The organism is Bacillus sp. Nf3 (assembly GCF_003028545.1).
Taxonomy (GTDB): domain Bacteria; phylum Bacillota; class Bacilli; order Bacillales; family Bacillaceae; genus Bacillus; species Bacillus safensis.
Window position 1 is genome coordinate 269,029 of sequence record NZ_PYUA01000004.1, and the last position, 15,980, is coordinate 285,008.

A 15,980-nucleotide genomic window follows, 5' to 3' on the forward strand; every position below is an offset into this window, starting at 1 on the left:
CAATGCTGCACATTGGCGGAAAAACATTCACATCAAGACTATTACTCGGAACAGGGAAGTACCCATCATTTGAGGTTCAAAAAGAAGCGGTGAACGTATCGGAAGCCGAAATTTTAACCTTTGCTGTCAGAAGAATGAACATATTCGAACCATCTCAGCCTAATTTTCTGGAGCAGCTTGATTTATCAAGATATACACTGCTTCCGAATACAGCTGGTGCAAGTACAGCAGAAGAGGCAGTGCGTATTGCCCGTTTAGCAAAGGCTTCTGGTCTGTGTGACATGATCAAGGTAGAAGTCATTGGCTGTTCAAGGTCTCTTTTGCCAGATCCAGTTGAAACATTAAAAGCATCTGAAATGCTGCTCGAAGAAGGATTTATTGTGCTGCCATATACTTCTGATGATGTGGTGCTCGCAAGAAAATTAGAAGAACTCGGTGTCCACGCCATCATGCCAGGTGCTTCTCCGATTGGTTCAGGCCAAGGCTTACTAAACCCTCTGAATCTCTCATTTATTATCGAGCAGGCGAAGGTGCCGGTCATTATTGATGCTGGCGTAGGTTCTCCCAAAGATGCAGCTTATGCGATGGAGCTTGGAGCTGACGCAGTATTACTAAATACCGCAGTCTCTGGTGCAAAGGATCCTGTGAAAATGGCAAAAGCAATGAAACTGGCGATTGAATCAGGAAGACTAGGCTATGAGGCAGGACGTATTCCGCTGAAAAACTATGGGACAGCGAGCAGTCCACAGGAAGGAATGCCTTCATTTTGAGCACTCGTTATTCACGCCAAGAGCTTTTTCAGCCAATTGGAACAGAGGGACAAAAGCGGCTAAATGACTCAAAGACGGTCATTATTGGAGCGGGGGCACTTGGAACGGCTAGTGCAGAAATGCTTGTTCGTGCCGGCGTTGGATCTGTCACCATTTTGGACCGAGATTATATTGAATGGAGCAACCTTCAGCGCCAGCAGCTTTACACGGAGCAAGACGTGAAGGATCGGCTGCCAAAAGCTGTGGCGGCTGAAAAAAGACTCAAGCAAGTAAACAGTGACGTTGACGTCAAAGGAATCGTGATTGATGTGACTGCTCACAATATTGACGAACTGGTCAGCGGGGCTTCGATCATTGTCGATGCAGCGGATAATTTTGAGGTAAGAATGATTGCAAATGATGCTGCTGTCAAACATCAAATTCCGTTCCTTTATGGGGCCTGTGTAGCCAGTTATGGCATTCAATTTACTGTGATTCCTGGTGAGACGCCGTGTTTACACTGTCTGCTTGAACATTTACCTGCACAAGGTATGACTTGTGATACAGCAGGTATCATTAGTCCAGTTGTGCAGCAGGTGGCCGCATATCAAGTGGCAGATGCACTTAAATATTTAACAGGACATCAAGTGACGCCAATATTAAAATCCTTCGATTTATGGAAAAATGAACGATCTGACATTCGGTCGGTCGCGTCTTTAAAGAAGAAGCAATGTCCAAGCTGTGGACTGAAGACTTATCCATTTCTTTCATATGACAAGAGAGCGAAGGCAGATGTACTATGCGGCCGCAATACGGTACAAATCCGCAGTGCAGCAGAAACACCGCCACCTTTACATGAAGTAGCTCTTCGGTTAAAGAAAGCAGGGATGGATGTGCTTGAAAATCCATATTTGCTTTCATGTCAAAAGGATGAATTTAAGCTTGTCTTATTTAAAGATGGCAGAGCGCTTGTTCATGGAACCAATGATATTGCCAAAGCAAGAACGATTTATCATCAATGGATTGGCTAATGAGAGGTGTGAAGAAATGACGATCAAAAAAGCATTCACAATCGCAGGTTCTGATTCTGGCGGCGGAGCAGGCATTCAGGCCGATTTGAAAACTTTTCAGGAGCTCGGTGTGTATGGAATGTCTGCAATCACAGCGATAACTGCGCAAAACACACTAGGTGTTCATGGGATATATCCGCTTTCAATTGAGGCGTTAGAGCGTCAAATAGATGCAGTGGCAGAAGATTTACTGCCAGATGCCGTCAAAACAGGGATGCTGTGGAGTGCAGACATGATCAAGATCGTAGCTGAAAAAACGGTTCAATATAATATGAAGCTGATTGTAGATCCAGTCATGATCGCAAAAGGAGGAGCCTCTTTATTAAATGAAGATGCGGTCGCTGCGATGAAAACACACTTGCTGCCTGTGAGCTATGCTGTAACGCCGAATCTTCCTGAGGCAGAAGTACTATCAGGTTTACGTATTCAGACGAAAGAGGATCGCTATCTGGCAGCAGAGCGCCTTTATGAGCTCGGAACGAAACATGTTGTGATCAAAGGCGGCCATGGTCCATCTGATGGGATGATTACCGACCTGCTGTATGATGGAAAAGGCTTTATTGAAATCACAAATGAACATATTGATACACCACATACACATGGCACAGGCTGCACGTTTGCAGCAGCATTAACAGCTGAAATTGCGAAAGGTTATTCGATAAAGGAAGCCTTTGAAACAGCAGAAACCTTTGTCCATGAAGCGATCAAATTCCCTTTACGAATTGGATCTGGACACGGGCCTACGAATCATTTTGCTTATCAGCAAAACAGAATCAAACGTTAAGGGAATCGAACCGTCTTCCTTGTGAAGGCGGTTTTTTTGCGAAAATGAAACTTTCTTTCAGAGGAAATTGTCATTCTCTTATGATCTGTGATAATATTATGATCAGGTACTAATACTATGTCTTGAAAAAATAGGAGGCTTTATTACATATGAACTTTTCTTTAGAAGGCCGTAATATCGTGGTGATGGGTGTTGCCAATAAACGAAGCATCGCATGGGGAATTGCCCGCTCACTTCATGAAGCTGGAGCTCGTTTGATTTTTACTTATGTTGGAGATCGCCTTGCTGAATCGGTAAAAGAGCTTGCAAGCACACTTGAGCGTGATGATTCAATTATTCTTCCGTGTGATGTGACAAGTGATGAAGAAATCGAAAAATGTTTTGCTGAAATTAAAGAAAAAGTACAAGTCATTCATGGCGTTGCGCATGCCATTGCATTTGCAAACAAGGAAGAGCTTGTTGGCGAATACTTGAACACGAATCGTGAAGGTTTCCTTTTGGCGCACAACATTAGTGCATACTCATTAACTGCTGTAGCAAAAGCAGCACGTCCATTAATGACAGAGGGTGGAAGCATTGTGACGCTTACATACCTAGGCGGAGAGCGTGTTGTATCTAACTACAACGTAATGGGTGTAGCGAAAGCATCACTTGAAGCAAGTGTGAAATATTTAGCAGCTGATTTAGGCGCAGAAGGCATCCGCGTGAACAGTATTTCTGCTGGTCCAATTCGTACGTTATCTGCAAAAGGCATCAGCGGCTTTAATACCATTCTGAAAGATATTGAAGAGCGTGCACCGCTTCGCCGTACAACGACTCCTGAAGAAGTTGGCGATACAGCTCTATTCTTATTCAGTGATCTATCTCGCGGCATGACAGGTGAGAATCTGCATGTTGATTCTGGCTTCCATATCATTGCCCGCTAAACGAATACATGACTTGCAGCATACCGATGAAGGGTATGCTGTTTTTTTATTTTTCTTCTGATTTGAGCCCTCCGTTCATATATATAAGGAATGAATCATTCGGGAGGGATTAGTATGTCAAATAAAGGTGATGAGAATCAAAAGCCGCTGATGTATATTGTTCAGCCGAGCTATCATGAATCAAAGCCGGCCATGCAAAATATTGTGAGAAAGCGAAAAAAATCAGAAAAACAGTCAGAAAGTGATCACAATGCAAAAGGCGAGATCGAAGAAAGCACGCAGCAGGAGCCTGCGGTTCAAGAAATAGAGCAGAAAAAAGAAGCCGAGCCGCCTGCACTTCAGCAAGATCGAGATATAAAACAAGAAGCCGAATTTACAGAAGAACGAGATATCGCACAAGAGGCTGAGCATGCACAGGAACAACAGAATACACAAGAAACCGAGCTTACACAGGAACAAGAGAACATACAGGAACCAGAGCTCATACAAAAGCAAGAAGAGGGGAACCAGCCAGAAGGTGTCTTTCATGAAACAAAAGAAGAACCAAGAAGAAAACGAGTGAAAAAGCCTTTAAGTCAGATGAGTATTGATGAAAAAGTCGATTTTCTCACAAGGCTGCCTCATAATATGCCAAGAGCTCTTTGTCTGATTGAAGCTGATGGTAAAACATATAGAGGAATCATCATGGATCGAAAAGATGATACTGTGATCATTCGTACAGCAGGCGGGGGAAATCCAGTCGAATTAGTGATTGCTGAGATTTCTTCCATCCACCCGCTTGGTTTTTAACAAAGAAAAAAGTCCCATATAGGGACTTTTTTTGTTAGCAGTTACGGTTGATGAGTCTTGGGTTTAGGCACTCGATAGCGCAGAAGCAGTCAAGGTCTACTTCAACGCAATACTTCGATTTTTCTAATCGGAACACATCACATAAGGAATCTTTATCTGTAAAATCTAAAATATGACGGTCTTTGTCAAATGCGATAAGCAAGCTGAGTGTTGCACAGTGATCACAGATATGTTCGACTCTGAAAAATGCAGTGCTGAAGCAAGGGCCTGGATCTACTTCTCCGACATTTCCGAATGCGACGAATGGTTTTGATTTGGATGTAAAGAGAACAAACGGGACAGTGTCACCTAATGAATGTGATGGAGAAAGGAGATTGCTGTAACAGCTGGTCGGGCAATCTTCTTTGACAGCATTTTGTAAGTCGCTAATGTTTTCAACAGCCTCTGTTACACAGTTCCATGAATGTTTGCGGCTCATATTCAACCCTCCTATACTAGGAAATTTGTTTGAGTGTTTGAGCACTGTTATCATCTACAAGCTATCTTTGCCGGTTCGTGCATCTACTTTTAACCAATGCGGAAGCGGTCGCTACTTATGCCGACTGCTCCGCATAATTGGCTGTCATTCGTAAGGAAGGGGATGCTTTGACTCATGACAAGTTAGATGAGCGGCCTGTTGATTTAGCCGTGGTGATGATGCTTTTTATCTTTTGATGGCATGACTCTGTCGACAAGCTCTGGGTTTAAGCATTGGATTGCGCAGAAGCAGTTTAAATCAACCTCAATACAAAAGTCCGTTTTTTCTAGACCAAAGAAGTCAGGGTCACAAGGGTGACACACGCTTAGCGTATGTCCGTGTACATCAACAGGTCTTAATACAGATAACGTAGCACAGCAGTCGTGTAATTTTTCAACCCGGAAGAAAATAGATTCGAAGCATTGGCAATCGTCAACAAATCCTCCGATGTTTCCGAAAGTAGAGAACAACCCGCCCTTTTTATCAAAAAGTAAAAACGGAATTGTATCTTTTCCAGAAACTGTTGGGCTTAATAAATTACTGTAGCAGCTCGTAGGACATTTATCTTCTACAGCTTCCTGCTCTGCTAAAATCTTATCAACCGCATCGCATACACAGTTTTCATCATGTCGGCCATGGTGTTTTCCGCAGCTCATGGATTTCAGCTCCTTTAACAAGGTATTTGACTTTAGTCCTTAACAACATATGTATGCGCCCTCTAGTTGGTGTGGGTAAATGACCATTTATATTTGCTGTATTTTTATAAAAGGAAAAGCAGAGCTTTTCGCTCTGCTTTTGGACATTAGAGGATACCGATTGCAACGATTGTCGCAACAAGAGTTTGTGTAAGTGTTTGGATTGCGATAGAGATGTCCGCATCGATTGTAGATACTGTAACGTTTCTTGAATTTTCGATGACAAGTTTTTGGCGGTTTGTTTGTTTGTGAGTAGCAGCTTGTAAGAGATCCTGCGTGACGCGGTCTGCCAAATCACCGTCTGCGATTGAGATGTTTGTAATGGTGATGATCGCTGTTTGAATCGCTACCTGGATAGATGCTGCAACCTGTGCATCGACAGAAGATACGTTAATGTCACAAGAGTCCCTAACGATAATGACCTCTTCAGATGTCTGCTTTGTGAAGCTTACTTGATCCAAATCTTGTAAGACATCTTCGTCATCATAATAATCGTCACAAAGTGCTTTTCTTTCATAGTTGCAATCGTCGTGGTGTTCGTGGTATCTGTGGTGTCCGTGGTGTGAACAGTTACGATCTAGAGCGACCCAAGAATATGGTTTAGAATCCATTTCTATTCCTCCTTCCGTTTACTTTATTAAATGCTGGAATGCGTTGTTTTGTCTCGGGCATTTACCCTAGCAGGCAACCCATTTTTATTTAATCGTTATTACGCTGCGCATTACGACGCTGCTGAATACGATTTCGAAGTGAATTTCGATTTGGACGTACTTTTGGTTCAGGCACTACTTCTTCTGGCTGTTTTGCTGCCTCAGCCTGCCTTTTTTTCTCCTGCTGCTGTTCTACGAAATCATTTGCTTTCTTTTGTAAGTCCTCGACTAATTTCAAAATCATTTTTCTTTGATCATCTGAAATTTTTGCTTTCTGATCATCAGTGATATTGTTTTTGTTTAACACATCACTGACAAGAAGACTTGTTAATGGATCAATATCCGTATTGATTTGAAACTCCTTTTTTTCGTTCTCTTCAGCCACGATGATTTCACCTCTTTCATACGTCATGTTAGAAAAAGAAAGGGTCAAAGAATGCCGGCTTCTACTAAGAGTACATTCAATGTTTGAGTGAGGATTTGGACGGAGTTCATAATGGATGCATCTGATAATGTAATCGTAATGTTATAACAGTTGATGATTTGAATCACAGTTTTCTTTTGGACTTCCACTTGTTGCACAGCTAAAAGCTGATCTGTGATGTCAGCAGCCAATTCATCGTCTGGTACAAGAATTTGGATTAAAAGAGTAATGATTGTCGTTACGGTCGCTTGAAGGGAGAGTGCAGCTGTTACATCTGTTTTATGAATTGTGACATTTTCGGAATCTTTGATCTCAATGAAATCGTCATAATTGCTGATTAATTCGTTTAACAGTTGTGTATATAATATTTCAGCACTTTCTTCAATAGACAATACTTTCACTCCTTTCTTATCTATACATTATTTAATGCAGCAAGGACTCAAGGTGGAATCGGAAAGTGTGAAAAAGTACAACCCAATTTTATTTCCGCTCGATTCATCATGACGGTCTTTTTTCTTGCATATATAAAGAAAGGACGGAAAAAGAAGAAAGAAGGAGGTGGAGGCTTCTGAGCGGTGCTTTGTCATTTGTCGTGTTTGCCCTCGCATCCTTTAGACTGACGAGACTGATTGTGTTTGATACCATTACTGCGCCATTCCGCCGTCTATTTCATGAAGAACAGGAAGAGGTAAATGAACAAGGTGAGGTCGAAACATATATCATCATTAAAGGTGAAGGGCTGCGGTCTTGGGTTGGAGAACTGTTAAGCTGTTATTGGTGTACTGGCATGTGGTGCACTGCTGCCTTACTTCTGATATACATACTTTTTCCTGTCATCAGCATGTGGCTTAATTTACTATTAGCGATTGCCGCAGCAGCAGGCATCATTGAAACGGTCGTCTCGAAGCTTGTGAAATAAACAGGCATTCTGATCAGACACGCTTTCAATAAATGCATATACTATCATGGAACAGGAAAGGAAGGGTTGCGATGAAACCAACTGAAACGCCGTCACATATGCTTCAAGGTTATCCAGCGCAGTCAAATCAACAATCTGTATATACGAAAAAAATCAAGAAAACTGGCTGCGGCTGTGGAAACAAAAAGAAACCTCAATAATAGAAGAGAAAAACAAAAGCCGGATTTATCCGGTTTTTTTGTTGCCCTTTTTTTGAGTGGTGCATATGTAAGAGAGAAGGGGTGACCAGAATGGATGCATTCGAACAATTAATCGGTTCCTTGTTCACTAAACCCCATGATGGGAAAGAACAAGCGCACGAAAAGGCTGAAATGGATCTATCGGATAAAGCGCATGATCTTGAGGAGCACTTAAAAGCATTTGGCGTGAAGATGGAGGCTTTTGCGAAAGAAACAGAAGCATTCATGATGCGTCATACAGAGGCAGATTACGTCTTTAAACAGCAGAAATAAAAATTCCGCACTTTTTTATGTGATCGTCCAAACCATTTCTTGCATTTTTCATACTTTGTAAGGGAGAAGAGGAGGTGCTTAAATATGAGTTACGGTTACGGTGGCGGTTCTTGCGGCGGCTACGGTGGTGGCTACGGCGGCGGATATGGATCAACATTTGTTCTTGTTGTCGTGCTTTTCATCCTTCTAATCATCGTTGGTGCTTCTTTCTTTAACTACTAAAAAGTAAGAAGGTGAGGGAAGCAAGGGGGAAGCCTTTTGCTTTCCTTTCTCTTTGGTCAAACAAGGTTTTAGGATAGGCACATATCCCGCCTATTTTCATATAGTAAGGTGATTACTCCACAAAGAGGAGGCAAATGAATGGATAATAAATTCTTTAAAAGCGTAGAAAACAAAACCGGTGTGAATATGAATGATGTGTTTAAACTTGCAGGTTCTTTGCAAAATGCCAACTTTAAAGATGAGAATACCGTTCGAGGTGTCATTAAAAAAGTAGCGCAGCTTGCGAACAAACGTGTACCTAAAGAAATGGAAGACAAAATCGTTCAATCGATTACAAGTGGAAAAGAAAAGCTTGATTTCAATACAATCGCTAAAATGATGAATAACAAAAAATAAACAACAGGCTCTCCGTTTAAAGGGGGGCCTGTTGTTTTTGCGTAAATAATTCACGGTTTTTCTTTAGAAGAGGATACAAAAAGCGAGAACGATGAGCCGTTTTGCCTCGTCTAAATGAAGGAACAGACAGATAAAGAGATTGCTCAGCTCTTGTCATGGCCACGTATAATAAACGGCGCTCTTCTTCCAGCGCTTCTTCATCACCGTTTCTGAGTTCATCCAGTGAGAAATCATGAGGCAGTGCTCCATCGACTACACAAGTGATGTATACTGTCTGGAATTCGAGTCCCTTTGCGCGGTGGATCGTCATGAGCTGAACACCGGGTTCATCTGTTTTTTCCTTTTCGGCAGATTTCATATGTTCGGCATGTGCGAGAAAGACTTCAATCGTTTCAAAGCGTTTGGCAGCTGTTTTCACATCACGTACATCATCTGTCCCTTTTTCAAGTACATTCGTATCGTTCACCCGTTTTTTTAAGTAATCACCGAGTCCCATCTTTTGTTCAATAAATGTCACCGCGTCCGATGGCTTTAATGTTCGTAACGTTCGGAACAAAGGAACGATTGATTGCAGCTTTTTCCGTTGAAACGGCTGTATATCTGTCAGCTTTCCGAGCGCATCTACCATTGAACAATCCTCTGTGATGGTCAGTGCCTTTAGTGTATTCAGCGTTTGCTGCTTTAAAAAGAAAACCGGCAGCAGCTGTTTCATGGCGGTCACATCATCTGCATCCTGACTTAAGGAAAGAAAGGCGAGGAGTACCCGAACAATTCGTCTGCTGTAGAAGGCTTTGACGCCAGCATCCGTTTCATACGGAATGGCCGATTGATGCAGCCGTTCATAAATCGCACGGCCGCCTGTATTCGTACGAAACAGCACGCAGAAGTCATTCGGCTTTGCGCCGTTTTTAATTTTCTCCTGAATATCTGCGACAATCATCGTCGCTTCCTCTTCTTCATCATATGGATAAAAGAGCGTCGGCGGAATTTTCTCCGCCCGAACGGCTTTTAACGTCTTCTCATAACGATGCTGATTTTTCTTAATAATCGCATCTGCACTTGCGACAATTGTATGATGAGAGCGGTAATTCGCATGTAAATGGACGATCTGAGCCGAAGGATAATCCTGTTTGAACTCAAGGATGAAAGCAGGATTGCTACCCCTAAATGCGTAAATGGCTTGATCATCGTCCCCTACACAAAATAACTGCTCTGATTCTCCGGCTAAAAGTTGAATCAAGCGATATTGCACTGGATTAATATCCTGAAATTCATCCACTAAAATATACTGGAATCGTTCTTGATACCGTTTTAACAGTTCAGGCTGTTCTGTCAGCATATGTAAGCAGGCAATCGCCATATCATCAAAGTCAAATTGCTGATGATCTCGTTTTTGTTGTTCATATGATTGATAGATCGTCCACATGTGTTTTTCCTTTTCATCCTTCAAATCAGGAAGTTCACCTGGTAAAAAGGCATTTTTCCAATAGCCGATGGATTGCAGCACTTGATCAGTAGGGTAGTCTTTCTCATCAAGTCCTTCATTCATTATGGCTTTTCGAATGTATTGCTCCTTTTGCCAGTCAAACTTGATCAGATGCTGGCCGTTCCATTTATTTGCGTCATCGTGAAGCAGCATTTTATAAAAAAGACTGTGGAAGGTGCCTGTCACCACTTGGCTGGCTTGTGAAGGATGAAGCTGGTATTGCTTGCGCAGTCTTTCTTTCATCTCATTGCTCGCTTTTGTAGTAAAAGTTACGAGTAAAATATGGTGAGCAGGAATATGATGATGGGACATGAGATAAGCCGCTCTAGCCGTCAGGACTCTTGTTTTCCCGCTGCCGGCCCCAGCTAGCACAAGCATCGGACCATCTAAATGTGTGACAGCTTGAAGCTGCGGTGTGCTAAAGGTGATATGCGGGAAGAGGTCGATCGTATGAACTTGTTCATTCTCTTCTAAATGTAAGGCGTCGCTAAATTGAATCGACTTTGGTTCCTGCCAGTCATATGATTCGCTAGTTTGCGAGATGATCTGTTTGCCGGTTGGAAAACGGAAGCCGCCAAGTTCTTTATAGGAAGCCTTTTCCTCTTGTTCAGCCGTTTGATTATGATCTGCTTGTTCTTCAGCTTGTTCACAAATCTCTTGCTGAGACATGTGCTTATGAATAAAGGCAGGTTCATCATGTATATTTAATCTAAAAAAGACCGGTTGTCCGCAATATGGGCAGAATAATTGTCCTTTTTTTCCCTCGTCATGGAGGAATTGATAATGTTCTCTCGAATACGTATGTAATGAGATCGTTCGATCATGTCGTCGTGCGCATTTCAAAGCTAGTCCTCCAATAGTCAATCAATCTTAAAATGAAACACATCTAATCATATCAAATGAGGCGTGTTTCAAACAGTCATAATTAGGGAATAGTAGAGTAAGAGAGAAGCAAAGGAGGCGTTCTTGATGGGATATATAGCCCCGATTCAGCCGGATCTGTATTTTCAATATATCAATCGTCCAGCTCCTCAGGATAAAGAAGACTACGCGAAAGTAACAAAGGTTACTCGCACCTTTCATGACAAGATTTACAGAGAGCTGGAGAAAAAAGAGGACTTAGTGACAGAAGCGGAAACGAAAGTACAGCAAAAAAAGCGGGAACGCTTTGTACGAGATATGTTTATGGAGGAAGGAAAAGGCGTTCATATCAATACGTATATATAAATGATTGCGCTTTCTTCCATTGGCGAACGATAATGAAAAAGAAAAAGCCAGGGCATCTTGAATGCTCTGGCTTTTCTTTTGGTCAAACAGACAGTGTTTTTGTCATTTTGACATGGGTGATTCCCGCTTCTTCAAACGGTTCAGAAACCGCTTTGTAGCCTTTCTTTTCGTAGAAAGGAAGCGCATGGACTTGGGCATGCATCACCGCTTCTTTTGCTCCATTAGCAATTGCTTCTGTTTCTAGCGCCTCTAATAGCTTAAGGCCAAGGCCGAAGGAGCGCGCCTCTTTTAACACACAAATTCTTTCTAGCTTTGCCTTTGATCCCTCAATGATCCGCAGTCTAGCGGCCGCCTGAGGCTTTTTGTCATCATTGTAAATGACAAAATGGGTGGCTTTGTCCTCTAGTTCATCTATTTCGATCTCTACTGGAACTTCTTGTTCTTTGACGAATACTTCTTTTCGAACGTAATATGCATCTTCTCGTTGTGTTTGTTCTGTTGCGATGACTGTTTTCAAATGTCTTTAACCCTCTTCTCCTAAAATAAATGTTTCATAGACGGTCCAAGATCCGTTTTCTAATTGATATAAAAGGTGGAAGCGATCCACTGTTTCTTCATGGTCAATCTTTCTCAGCTTTAATGTGCCAAGTACGTCTGAATGCTCATCATCTGATAGTTTTTGAGCCACTGTGACATGCGGAACAAAGGCATATTCAGGTGTACCAGCCAGTGGCTCTGCGTACAATCTTTCATTGAGCGCCATGATGTCCTCGTTCGGTTCTACTTTCATATAAATGACGTTGTTTACAGGAGCGAATGAACTGAATTTTTTAATACGTAACGTAATAGGAGAAGCATTTTTTGCATAATCTCTTAACGTTGAGACGACCTCAGCCGCTTCTAGATCCGTTAATTCAAAAGGTGTTCTTAATGTTAAATGAGGCGGTATGAGTGCATAGTTCGGATCATAACGCTTCCGGTAAGAGTTCGCAATATCTTGCAATTTTTTCGATGGAAATATAACAACTCCGTATTTCATCATGTTCCCTCCTGAATAAGAAAGTATTTATTATTGTTTATTATAACAAAATTCAGTTGATTAACGAATATGGGAGCATTCTTTTTAACGAAGGCGCAATGAGCGGCTGCCAAAACGTCCATTTATGATCCCCTTCGAATGTCTCAAATAAATAATCCGCTCCAGATTGTTCAAGAAGGGCCTTTAAATCATCATTCGGCTGAACAAAATCAAGCACCTGGCCATCTGTTGTTTTTACAGCGGTTTCCTCCAGCCCAATTTGATGGATAATCGCATAATGAGAAAGGGCTGTCGATTGTTTGACGGCTTCTAGAACCGACTCGTCAACGTAAGGGGACTGCAAAATCAGCCCGCCAAATAAAGAAGGATAATCAATGGCTGTCATGAGGGAAATCGTCGCACCCAGTGAATCACCAATAAACGTACGTCCTGATCCAATTTGATAGGTTGGATAGTGTTCATCAATATAAGGAACCAGTTCATTGGCTAAAAAGCGTTTATACGCTTCAAACTTTGTTCCGTCTGGATGATACGTGTTCCGTCTTTCCGTAACATTTTCATAAGGGACACCAATGATAATCGAGCGTTCCATTTCTTTGTTCTGCATCAATTCTTCTGCCTGTCTGCCTATTTTGCCTAGGCGGAAATAATCATGACCATCCTGAGCAATGATGACATGATATGTATAAAGGGGGGAGTAATTGACTGGCAAATAGATCAAAATGGTCATGTCCGCCCCAAGTTCTTTTGACTGTAAGGTTTCTTCTTGAATGATTCCTGTTTTCTTCACCATAATCCATTCCTCCAGCTAACCAAATTCATCATAAAGTGAAACGTTTCCATTCATTGTAACACGAAAAACAGCGTTGTTCCTATATGCTAACATGCAATCAAACCGTATAACATCGATTCTGTTATAAAATACAGAAAATTTTAATTAATCATGACATTCCCCCTTGAAAAATGAGATTTAATGGGTTACAGTATTAAGAATTAGAACAGACAGACAACACATTCTTATCGCGAGAGGTGGAGGGACTGGCCCTTTGAAACCTCAGCAACCGGTATGCATCACTTCATGTGATGTACCAAGGTGCTAAATCCAGCAAGCAGCTTTTTTGCTTGGAAGATAAGAGGAAGCGATTAAACCCCTTCTTCTTATGAAGAAGGGGTTTTCTGTTTTGAAATCAGATTTTTACTTAGGATGGTGTCAAATGACAGAACATGTGGAAACGAAATTAGCGCAGATTGGAAACCGTAGCGAAGAGGTGACTGGCACTGTCAGTCCTCCCGTTTACCTTTCGACAGCATACAGACATAGAGGTATAGGGGAATCTACAGGATTTGATTATATTCGAACGAAAAACCCAACAAGACAGCTCGTAGAGGATGCAATTGCTTCACTCGAAGAAGGGACGGCCGGTTTTGCCTTCAGTTCGGGAATGGCTGCGATTCAAACGATCATGGCTCTATTTGAAAGCGGAGATGAACTCATCGTCTCATCAGATCTATATGGCGGTACATACCGTTTGTTTGAAAACGAATGGAAAAAGTACGGCTTACGTTTTCTTTATGATGATTTTGCAGATGAAGACTGTTTACGCTCTAAAATCACGCCAAACACAAAAGCGGTCTTTATTGAGACACCGACAAATCCATTGATGCAGGAAGCAGATATTCAAAAAATAGCGAAGGTTGCAAAAGAGCATGGCGCTTTGGTCATTGTCGATAATACCTTTTACACACCAGTCTTGCAAAAGCCGATTACGCTTGGAGCAGACATTGTCATTCATAGCGCAACCAAATATTTAGGCGGACATAATGATGTTCTTGCAGGGCTTGTGGTGACAAAAGGAGAGCAGCTGTCTGAAGACATGTTCCAGCATCAAAACGCGATTGGAGCGGTTCTATCACCATTTGACTCATGGCTTTTAATGAGAGGAATGAAAACACTGGCTCTTAGAATGCGCCAGCACGAGGCAAATGCGAAGGAGCTGGCACAGTTTTTAGAAAAGCAGCCAGAAATTCAAGATGTCCTTTATCCAGGAAAGGGAGGCATGCTGTCATTTCGAGTAGCCAAAGAGGACTGGGTCAATCCATTTTTAAAGCAGCTAAAAACGATTTGTTTTGCTGAAAGCCTTGGCGGAGTCGAAAGCTTCATTACGTATCCTGCAACGCAAACGCACATGGATATCCCAGAAGAAATTCGCATTGCAAACGGTGTATGTAACAAGCTGCTCCGTTTCTCTGTTGGCATCGAGCATGTAGATGACCTGAAAGCAGATTTGAAACAGGCACTATCACAAGTAAAAGAGGAGGTACACGCCAAATGACCACACACGATTGGACACTCGAAACACAACTCGTTCATAATGCGTTTAAAACCGACCGTTCAACAGGTGCAGTCAGTGTACCGATTCAGCATGCATCCACCTTTCATCAAAGCAGCTTCGATGAATTTGGTCAATATGACTACTCGAGATCGGGGACTCCGACACGTCAAGCATTAGAGGATACGATTGCGGCGCTGGAAGGAGGAACGAGAGGGCTTGCCTTTGCATCAGGCATGGCAGCCATTTCGACAGCTTTTCTTCTCTTATCAAAGGGAGATCACGTCCTTGTCACAAGAGATGTGTATGGCGGGACTTTCCGAATGATCACTCAAGTTCTATCGAGATTTGGAATTGAGCATACCTTTGTGGATATGACGGATTTGAATGAAGTCAAAAGAGGCATTCAATCAAATACAAAGGTCATTTACATGGAAACACCGTCAAATCCAACACTAGGCATTACAGATATTGAAGGTGTCGTACAGATTGCGAAAGAGCATGACTGTTTGACTTTCTTAGATAATACGTTTTTAACGCCTGCTCTTCAGCGTCCGCTGGACCTTGGTGTGGATGTTGTTCTGCACAGCGCAACGAAATTTTTAAGCGGCCACAGTGATGTGCTGTCAGGCTTAGCCGTGGTAAAAGATGAGAAGCTGGGAGAGGAACTCTATTCACTGCAAAACTCCTTCGGTGCGGTCCTTGGCGTGCAGGATTGCTGGCTTGTGTTAAGAGGGTTAAAAACCCTTCAGGTCAGATTAGAGAAAGCTAGTCAAACGGCCTTCGAGCTAGCTTCATTTCTTAAAGAACATCCTGCGGTCAAAAAAGTATACTATCCAGGCTTAGATGATCACCCGGGTGCAGATATTCAGCGAAAGCAGGCAAGCGGAGCAGGGGCTGTTCTCTCATTTGAACTAGAAAACCAAGCGGCAGTCAAAGAATTGGTGGATGCCGTCACATTACCTGTATTCGCCGTCAGCCTCGGCGCAGTCGAATCGATTCTGTCATATCCAGCCAAAATGTCACATGCAGCTATGCCAAAAGAAGAAAGAGAAAAAAGAGGGATTACAGATGGGTTGCTTCGTTTAAGTGTAGGTGTTGAAAACGGAGAAGACCTCAAACGCGACTTCAAACAAGCACTTGATCAACTAAAGCCCGTCCTTGTGAACCAATCATAAAGAAGGAGAGAAAAAAGCCGGCACAGCCACCGGCTTTTTGACCTTTTTTAAACAAAACCATTGACGC

Annotated in this window: 22 protein-coding genes and 1 riboswitch; of the genes, 13 read left to right on the forward strand and 9 right to left on the reverse strand. The window is 42.3% G+C overall.

Features of this window, described 5'->3' with window-relative positions; all coding sequences use genetic code 11:
• Positions 1 to 2: 2 nt before the first annotated feature.
• The 5 genes from C9414_RS14235 (at position 3) to C9414_RS14255 (ending at position 4,318) form a co-directional block, all read left to right on the forward strand.
• The gene (locus C9414_RS14235; protein ID WP_107163870.1) at positions 3 to 770 is read left to right on the forward strand and encodes a thiazole synthase; all 768 of its coding nucleotides are present in this window, start codon (positions 3 to 5) and stop codon (positions 768 to 770) included.
• Positions 767 to 1,780, forward strand: a complete 1,014-nt coding sequence (locus C9414_RS14240) for a thiazole biosynthesis adenylyltransferase ThiF (RefSeq protein WP_107163871.1) — start codon at positions 767 to 769, stop codon at positions 1,778 to 1,780. Before C9414_RS14235 ends, C9414_RS14240 begins: the two co-directional genes overlap by 4 nt.
• A 16-nt stretch (positions 1,781 to 1,796) precedes the next feature.
• Positions 1,797 to 2,603: a bifunctional hydroxymethylpyrimidine kinase/phosphomethylpyrimidine kinase gene (gene thiD / locus C9414_RS14245; protein ID WP_107163872.1), complete on the forward strand. Its 807-nt coding sequence runs from the start codon at positions 1,797 to 1,799 to the stop codon at positions 2,601 to 2,603.
• A gap of 149 nt (positions 2,604 to 2,752) precedes the next feature.
• Entirely contained in the window at positions 2,753 to 3,529 is a 777-nt protein-coding gene (fabI, locus tag C9414_RS14250; protein WP_039177844.1) for an enoyl-ACP reductase FabI, read from the forward strand.
• Between the two features lie 114 nt (positions 3,530 to 3,643).
• Positions 3,644 to 4,318, forward strand: a complete 675-nt coding sequence (locus C9414_RS14255; RefSeq protein ID WP_047201812.1) for a CotO family spore coat protein — start codon at positions 3,644 to 3,646, stop codon at positions 4,316 to 4,318.
• 34 nt (positions 4,319 to 4,352) lie between these two features.
• Here the strand turns inward: C9414_RS14255 and C9414_RS14260 are convergent, their stop codons facing one another.
• From C9414_RS14260 to C9414_RS14280, 5 genes are all read right to left on the reverse strand, one after another.
• Entirely contained in the window at positions 4,353 to 4,796 is a 444-nt protein-coding gene (locus C9414_RS14260; protein WP_047201813.1) for a CotY/CotZ family spore coat protein, read from the reverse strand.
• Positions 4,797 to 4,999: 203 nt separating this feature from the next.
• Positions 5,000 to 5,491: a CotY/CotZ family spore coat protein gene (locus tag C9414_RS14265; protein WP_003211658.1), complete on the reverse strand. Its 492-nt coding sequence runs from the start codon at positions 5,489 to 5,491 to the stop codon at positions 5,000 to 5,002.
• 146 nt (positions 5,492 to 5,637) lie between these two features.
• Positions 5,638 to 6,141, reverse strand: a complete 504-nt coding sequence (locus C9414_RS14270; protein ID WP_039177849.1) for a spore coat protein — start codon at positions 6,139 to 6,141, stop codon at positions 5,638 to 5,640.
• A gap of 88 nt (positions 6,142 to 6,229) precedes the next feature.
• Positions 6,230 to 6,565 carry a hypothetical protein gene (locus C9414_RS14275; protein ID WP_039183064.1) on the reverse strand — a complete coding sequence of 112 codons (336 nt, stop codon included), beginning with the start codon at positions 6,563 to 6,565 and terminating at the stop codon, positions 6,230 to 6,232.
• Positions 6,566 to 6,609: 44 nt separating this feature from the next.
• Positions 6,610 to 7,005, reverse strand: coding sequence for a spore coat protein (locus C9414_RS14280; protein WP_224426357.1), 396 nt, complete (start codon positions 7,003 to 7,005; stop codon positions 6,610 to 6,612).
• A gap of 167 nt (positions 7,006 to 7,172) precedes the next feature.
• On the opposite strand from C9414_RS14280, the gene C9414_RS14285 reads away from it, so the two are divergent.
• The 5 genes from C9414_RS14285 (at position 7,173) to spoVIF (ending at position 8,653) form a co-directional block, all read left to right on the forward strand.
• Entirely contained in the window at positions 7,173 to 7,523 is a 351-nt protein-coding gene (locus tag C9414_RS14285) for a DUF1360 domain-containing protein (RefSeq protein ID WP_047201814.1), read from the forward strand.
• A 71-nt stretch (positions 7,524 to 7,594) separates the two neighbouring features.
• Positions 7,595 to 7,723 (forward strand): hypothetical protein, encoded by a 129-nt coding sequence (locus C9414_RS20555; RefSeq protein ID WP_254967544.1) that lies wholly within the window; start codon positions 7,595 to 7,597, stop codon positions 7,721 to 7,723.
• A gap of 90 nt (positions 7,724 to 7,813) precedes the next feature.
• Entirely contained in the window at positions 7,814 to 8,035 is a 222-nt protein-coding gene (locus tag C9414_RS14290; RefSeq protein WP_025093421.1) for a hypothetical protein, read from the forward strand.
• An 84-nt stretch (positions 8,036 to 8,119) separates the two neighbouring features.
• Positions 8,120 to 8,257 carry a YjcZ family sporulation protein gene (locus C9414_RS14295; RefSeq protein ID WP_024426457.1) on the forward strand — a complete coding sequence of 46 codons (138 nt, stop codon included), beginning with the start codon at positions 8,120 to 8,122 and terminating at the stop codon, positions 8,255 to 8,257.
• A 138-nt stretch (positions 8,258 to 8,395) separates the two neighbouring features.
• Positions 8,396 to 8,653 carry a sporulation-specific transcription regulator SpoVIF gene (gene spoVIF, locus C9414_RS14300; protein WP_008348417.1) on the forward strand — a complete coding sequence of 86 codons (258 nt, stop codon included), beginning with the start codon at positions 8,396 to 8,398 and terminating at the stop codon, positions 8,651 to 8,653.
• 16 nt (positions 8,654 to 8,669) lie between these two features.
• Here the strand turns inward: spoVIF and C9414_RS14305 are convergent, their stop codons facing one another.
• Positions 8,670 to 10,982: a UvrD-helicase domain-containing protein gene (locus C9414_RS14305; RefSeq protein ID WP_107163873.1), complete on the reverse strand. Its 2,313-nt coding sequence runs from the start codon at positions 10,980 to 10,982 to the stop codon at positions 8,670 to 8,672.
• Positions 10,983 to 11,108: 126 nt separating this feature from the next.
• Here C9414_RS14305 and C9414_RS14310 point away from each other — a divergent pair, with 126 nt between their 5' ends.
• On the forward strand, positions 11,109 to 11,366 hold the full coding sequence (locus tag C9414_RS14310; RefSeq protein WP_003210759.1) for a hypothetical protein: 258 nt from the start codon (positions 11,109 to 11,111) through the stop codon (positions 11,364 to 11,366).
• Between the two features lie 82 nt (positions 11,367 to 11,448).
• Here the strand turns inward: C9414_RS14310 and C9414_RS14315 are convergent, their stop codons facing one another.
• Genes C9414_RS14315 through C9414_RS14325 form a run of 3 tightly spaced genes read right to left on the reverse strand, consistent with a single transcriptional unit; the run spans position 11,449 to position 13,198 of the window.
• Positions 11,449 to 11,883, reverse strand: coding sequence for a GNAT family N-acetyltransferase (locus tag C9414_RS14315; RefSeq protein WP_039177857.1), 435 nt, complete (start codon positions 11,881 to 11,883; stop codon positions 11,449 to 11,451).
• Positions 11,884 to 11,889: 6 nt separating this feature from the next.
• A complete protein-coding gene (locus tag C9414_RS14320) occupies positions 11,890 to 12,405 on the reverse strand; it encodes a YjcG family protein (protein ID WP_039177859.1) in 516 nt (171 codons plus the stop codon).
• Positions 12,406 to 12,457: 52 nt separating this feature from the next.
• A complete protein-coding gene (locus C9414_RS14325) occupies positions 12,458 to 13,198 on the reverse strand; it encodes an alpha/beta hydrolase (protein WP_039177861.1) in 741 nt (246 codons plus the stop codon).
• Between the two features lie 221 nt (positions 13,199 to 13,419).
• Positions 13,420 to 13,541: riboswitch (SAM riboswitch) on the forward strand.
• A gap of 78 nt (positions 13,542 to 13,619) precedes the next feature.
• Between C9414_RS14325 and C9414_RS14330 the strand changes: the two genes are divergently transcribed.
• Complete coding sequence (locus tag C9414_RS14330) at positions 13,620 to 14,738, forward strand: methionine biosynthesis PLP-dependent protein (RefSeq protein ID WP_107163874.1); 1,119 nt, start codon at positions 13,620 to 13,622, stop codon at positions 14,736 to 14,738.
• Positions 14,735 to 15,913, forward strand: coding sequence for a cystathionine beta-lyase (metC, locus tag C9414_RS14335; RefSeq protein WP_039177864.1), 1,179 nt, complete (start codon positions 14,735 to 14,737; stop codon positions 15,911 to 15,913). The genes C9414_RS14330 and metC overlap by 4 nt, the downstream gene beginning before the upstream one ends.
• Positions 15,914 to 15,980 lie beyond the last annotated feature (67 nt).

Bases quoted from the DNA above. Each gene is read 5' to 3' on its own strand.
- C9414_RS14290 (WP_025093421.1), top strand. From the start codon at position 7,814: ATGGATGCATTCGAACAATTAATCGGTTCCTTGTTCACTAAACCCCAT.
- C9414_RS14295 (WP_024426457.1), top strand. From the start codon at position 8,120: ATGAGTTACGGTTACGGTGGCGGTTCTTGCGGCGGCTACGGTGGTGGC.
- fabI (WP_039177844.1), top strand. From the start codon at position 2,753: ATGAACTTTTCTTTAGAAGGCCGTAATATCGTGGTGATGGGTGTTGCC.
- C9414_RS14320 (WP_039177859.1), bottom strand. From the start codon at position 12,405: ATGAAATACGGAGTTGTTATATTTCCATCGAAAAAATTGCAAGATATT.
- C9414_RS14260 (WP_047201813.1), bottom strand. From the start codon at position 4,796: ATGAGCCGCAAACATTCATGGAACTGTGTAACAGAGGCTGTTGAAAAC.
- C9414_RS14310 (WP_003210759.1), top strand. From the start codon at position 11,109: ATGGGATATATAGCCCCGATTCAGCCGGATCTGTATTTTCAATATATC.
- spoVIF (WP_008348417.1), top strand. From the start codon at position 8,396: ATGGATAATAAATTCTTTAAAAGCGTAGAAAACAAAACCGGTGTGAAT.
- thiD (WP_107163872.1), top strand. From the start codon at position 1,797: ATGACGATCAAAAAAGCATTCACAATCGCAGGTTCTGATTCTGGCGGC.
- C9414_RS20555 (WP_254967544.1), top strand. From the start codon at position 7,595: ATGAAACCAACTGAAACGCCGTCACATATGCTTCAAGGTTATCCAGCG.
- C9414_RS14330 (WP_107163874.1), top strand. From the start codon at position 13,620: ATGACAGAACATGTGGAAACGAAATTAGCGCAGATTGGAAACCGTAGC.
- C9414_RS14235 (WP_107163870.1), top strand. From the start codon at position 3: ATGCTGCACATTGGCGGAAAAACATTCACATCAAGACTATTACTCGGA.
- metC (WP_039177864.1), top strand. From the start codon at position 14,735: ATGACCACACACGATTGGACACTCGAAACACAACTCGTTCATAATGCG.
- C9414_RS14265 (WP_003211658.1), bottom strand. From the start codon at position 5,491: ATGAGCTGCGGAAAACACCATGGCCGACATGATGAAAACTGTGTATGC.
- C9414_RS14255 (WP_047201812.1), top strand. From the start codon at position 3,644: ATGTCAAATAAAGGTGATGAGAATCAAAAGCCGCTGATGTATATTGTT.
- C9414_RS14325 (WP_039177861.1), bottom strand. From the start codon at position 13,198: ATGGTGAAGAAAACAGGAATCATTCAAGAAGAAACCTTACAGTCAAAA.
- C9414_RS14270 (WP_039177849.1), bottom strand. From the start codon at position 6,141: ATGGATTCTAAACCATATTCTTGGGTCGCTCTAGATCGTAACTGTTCA.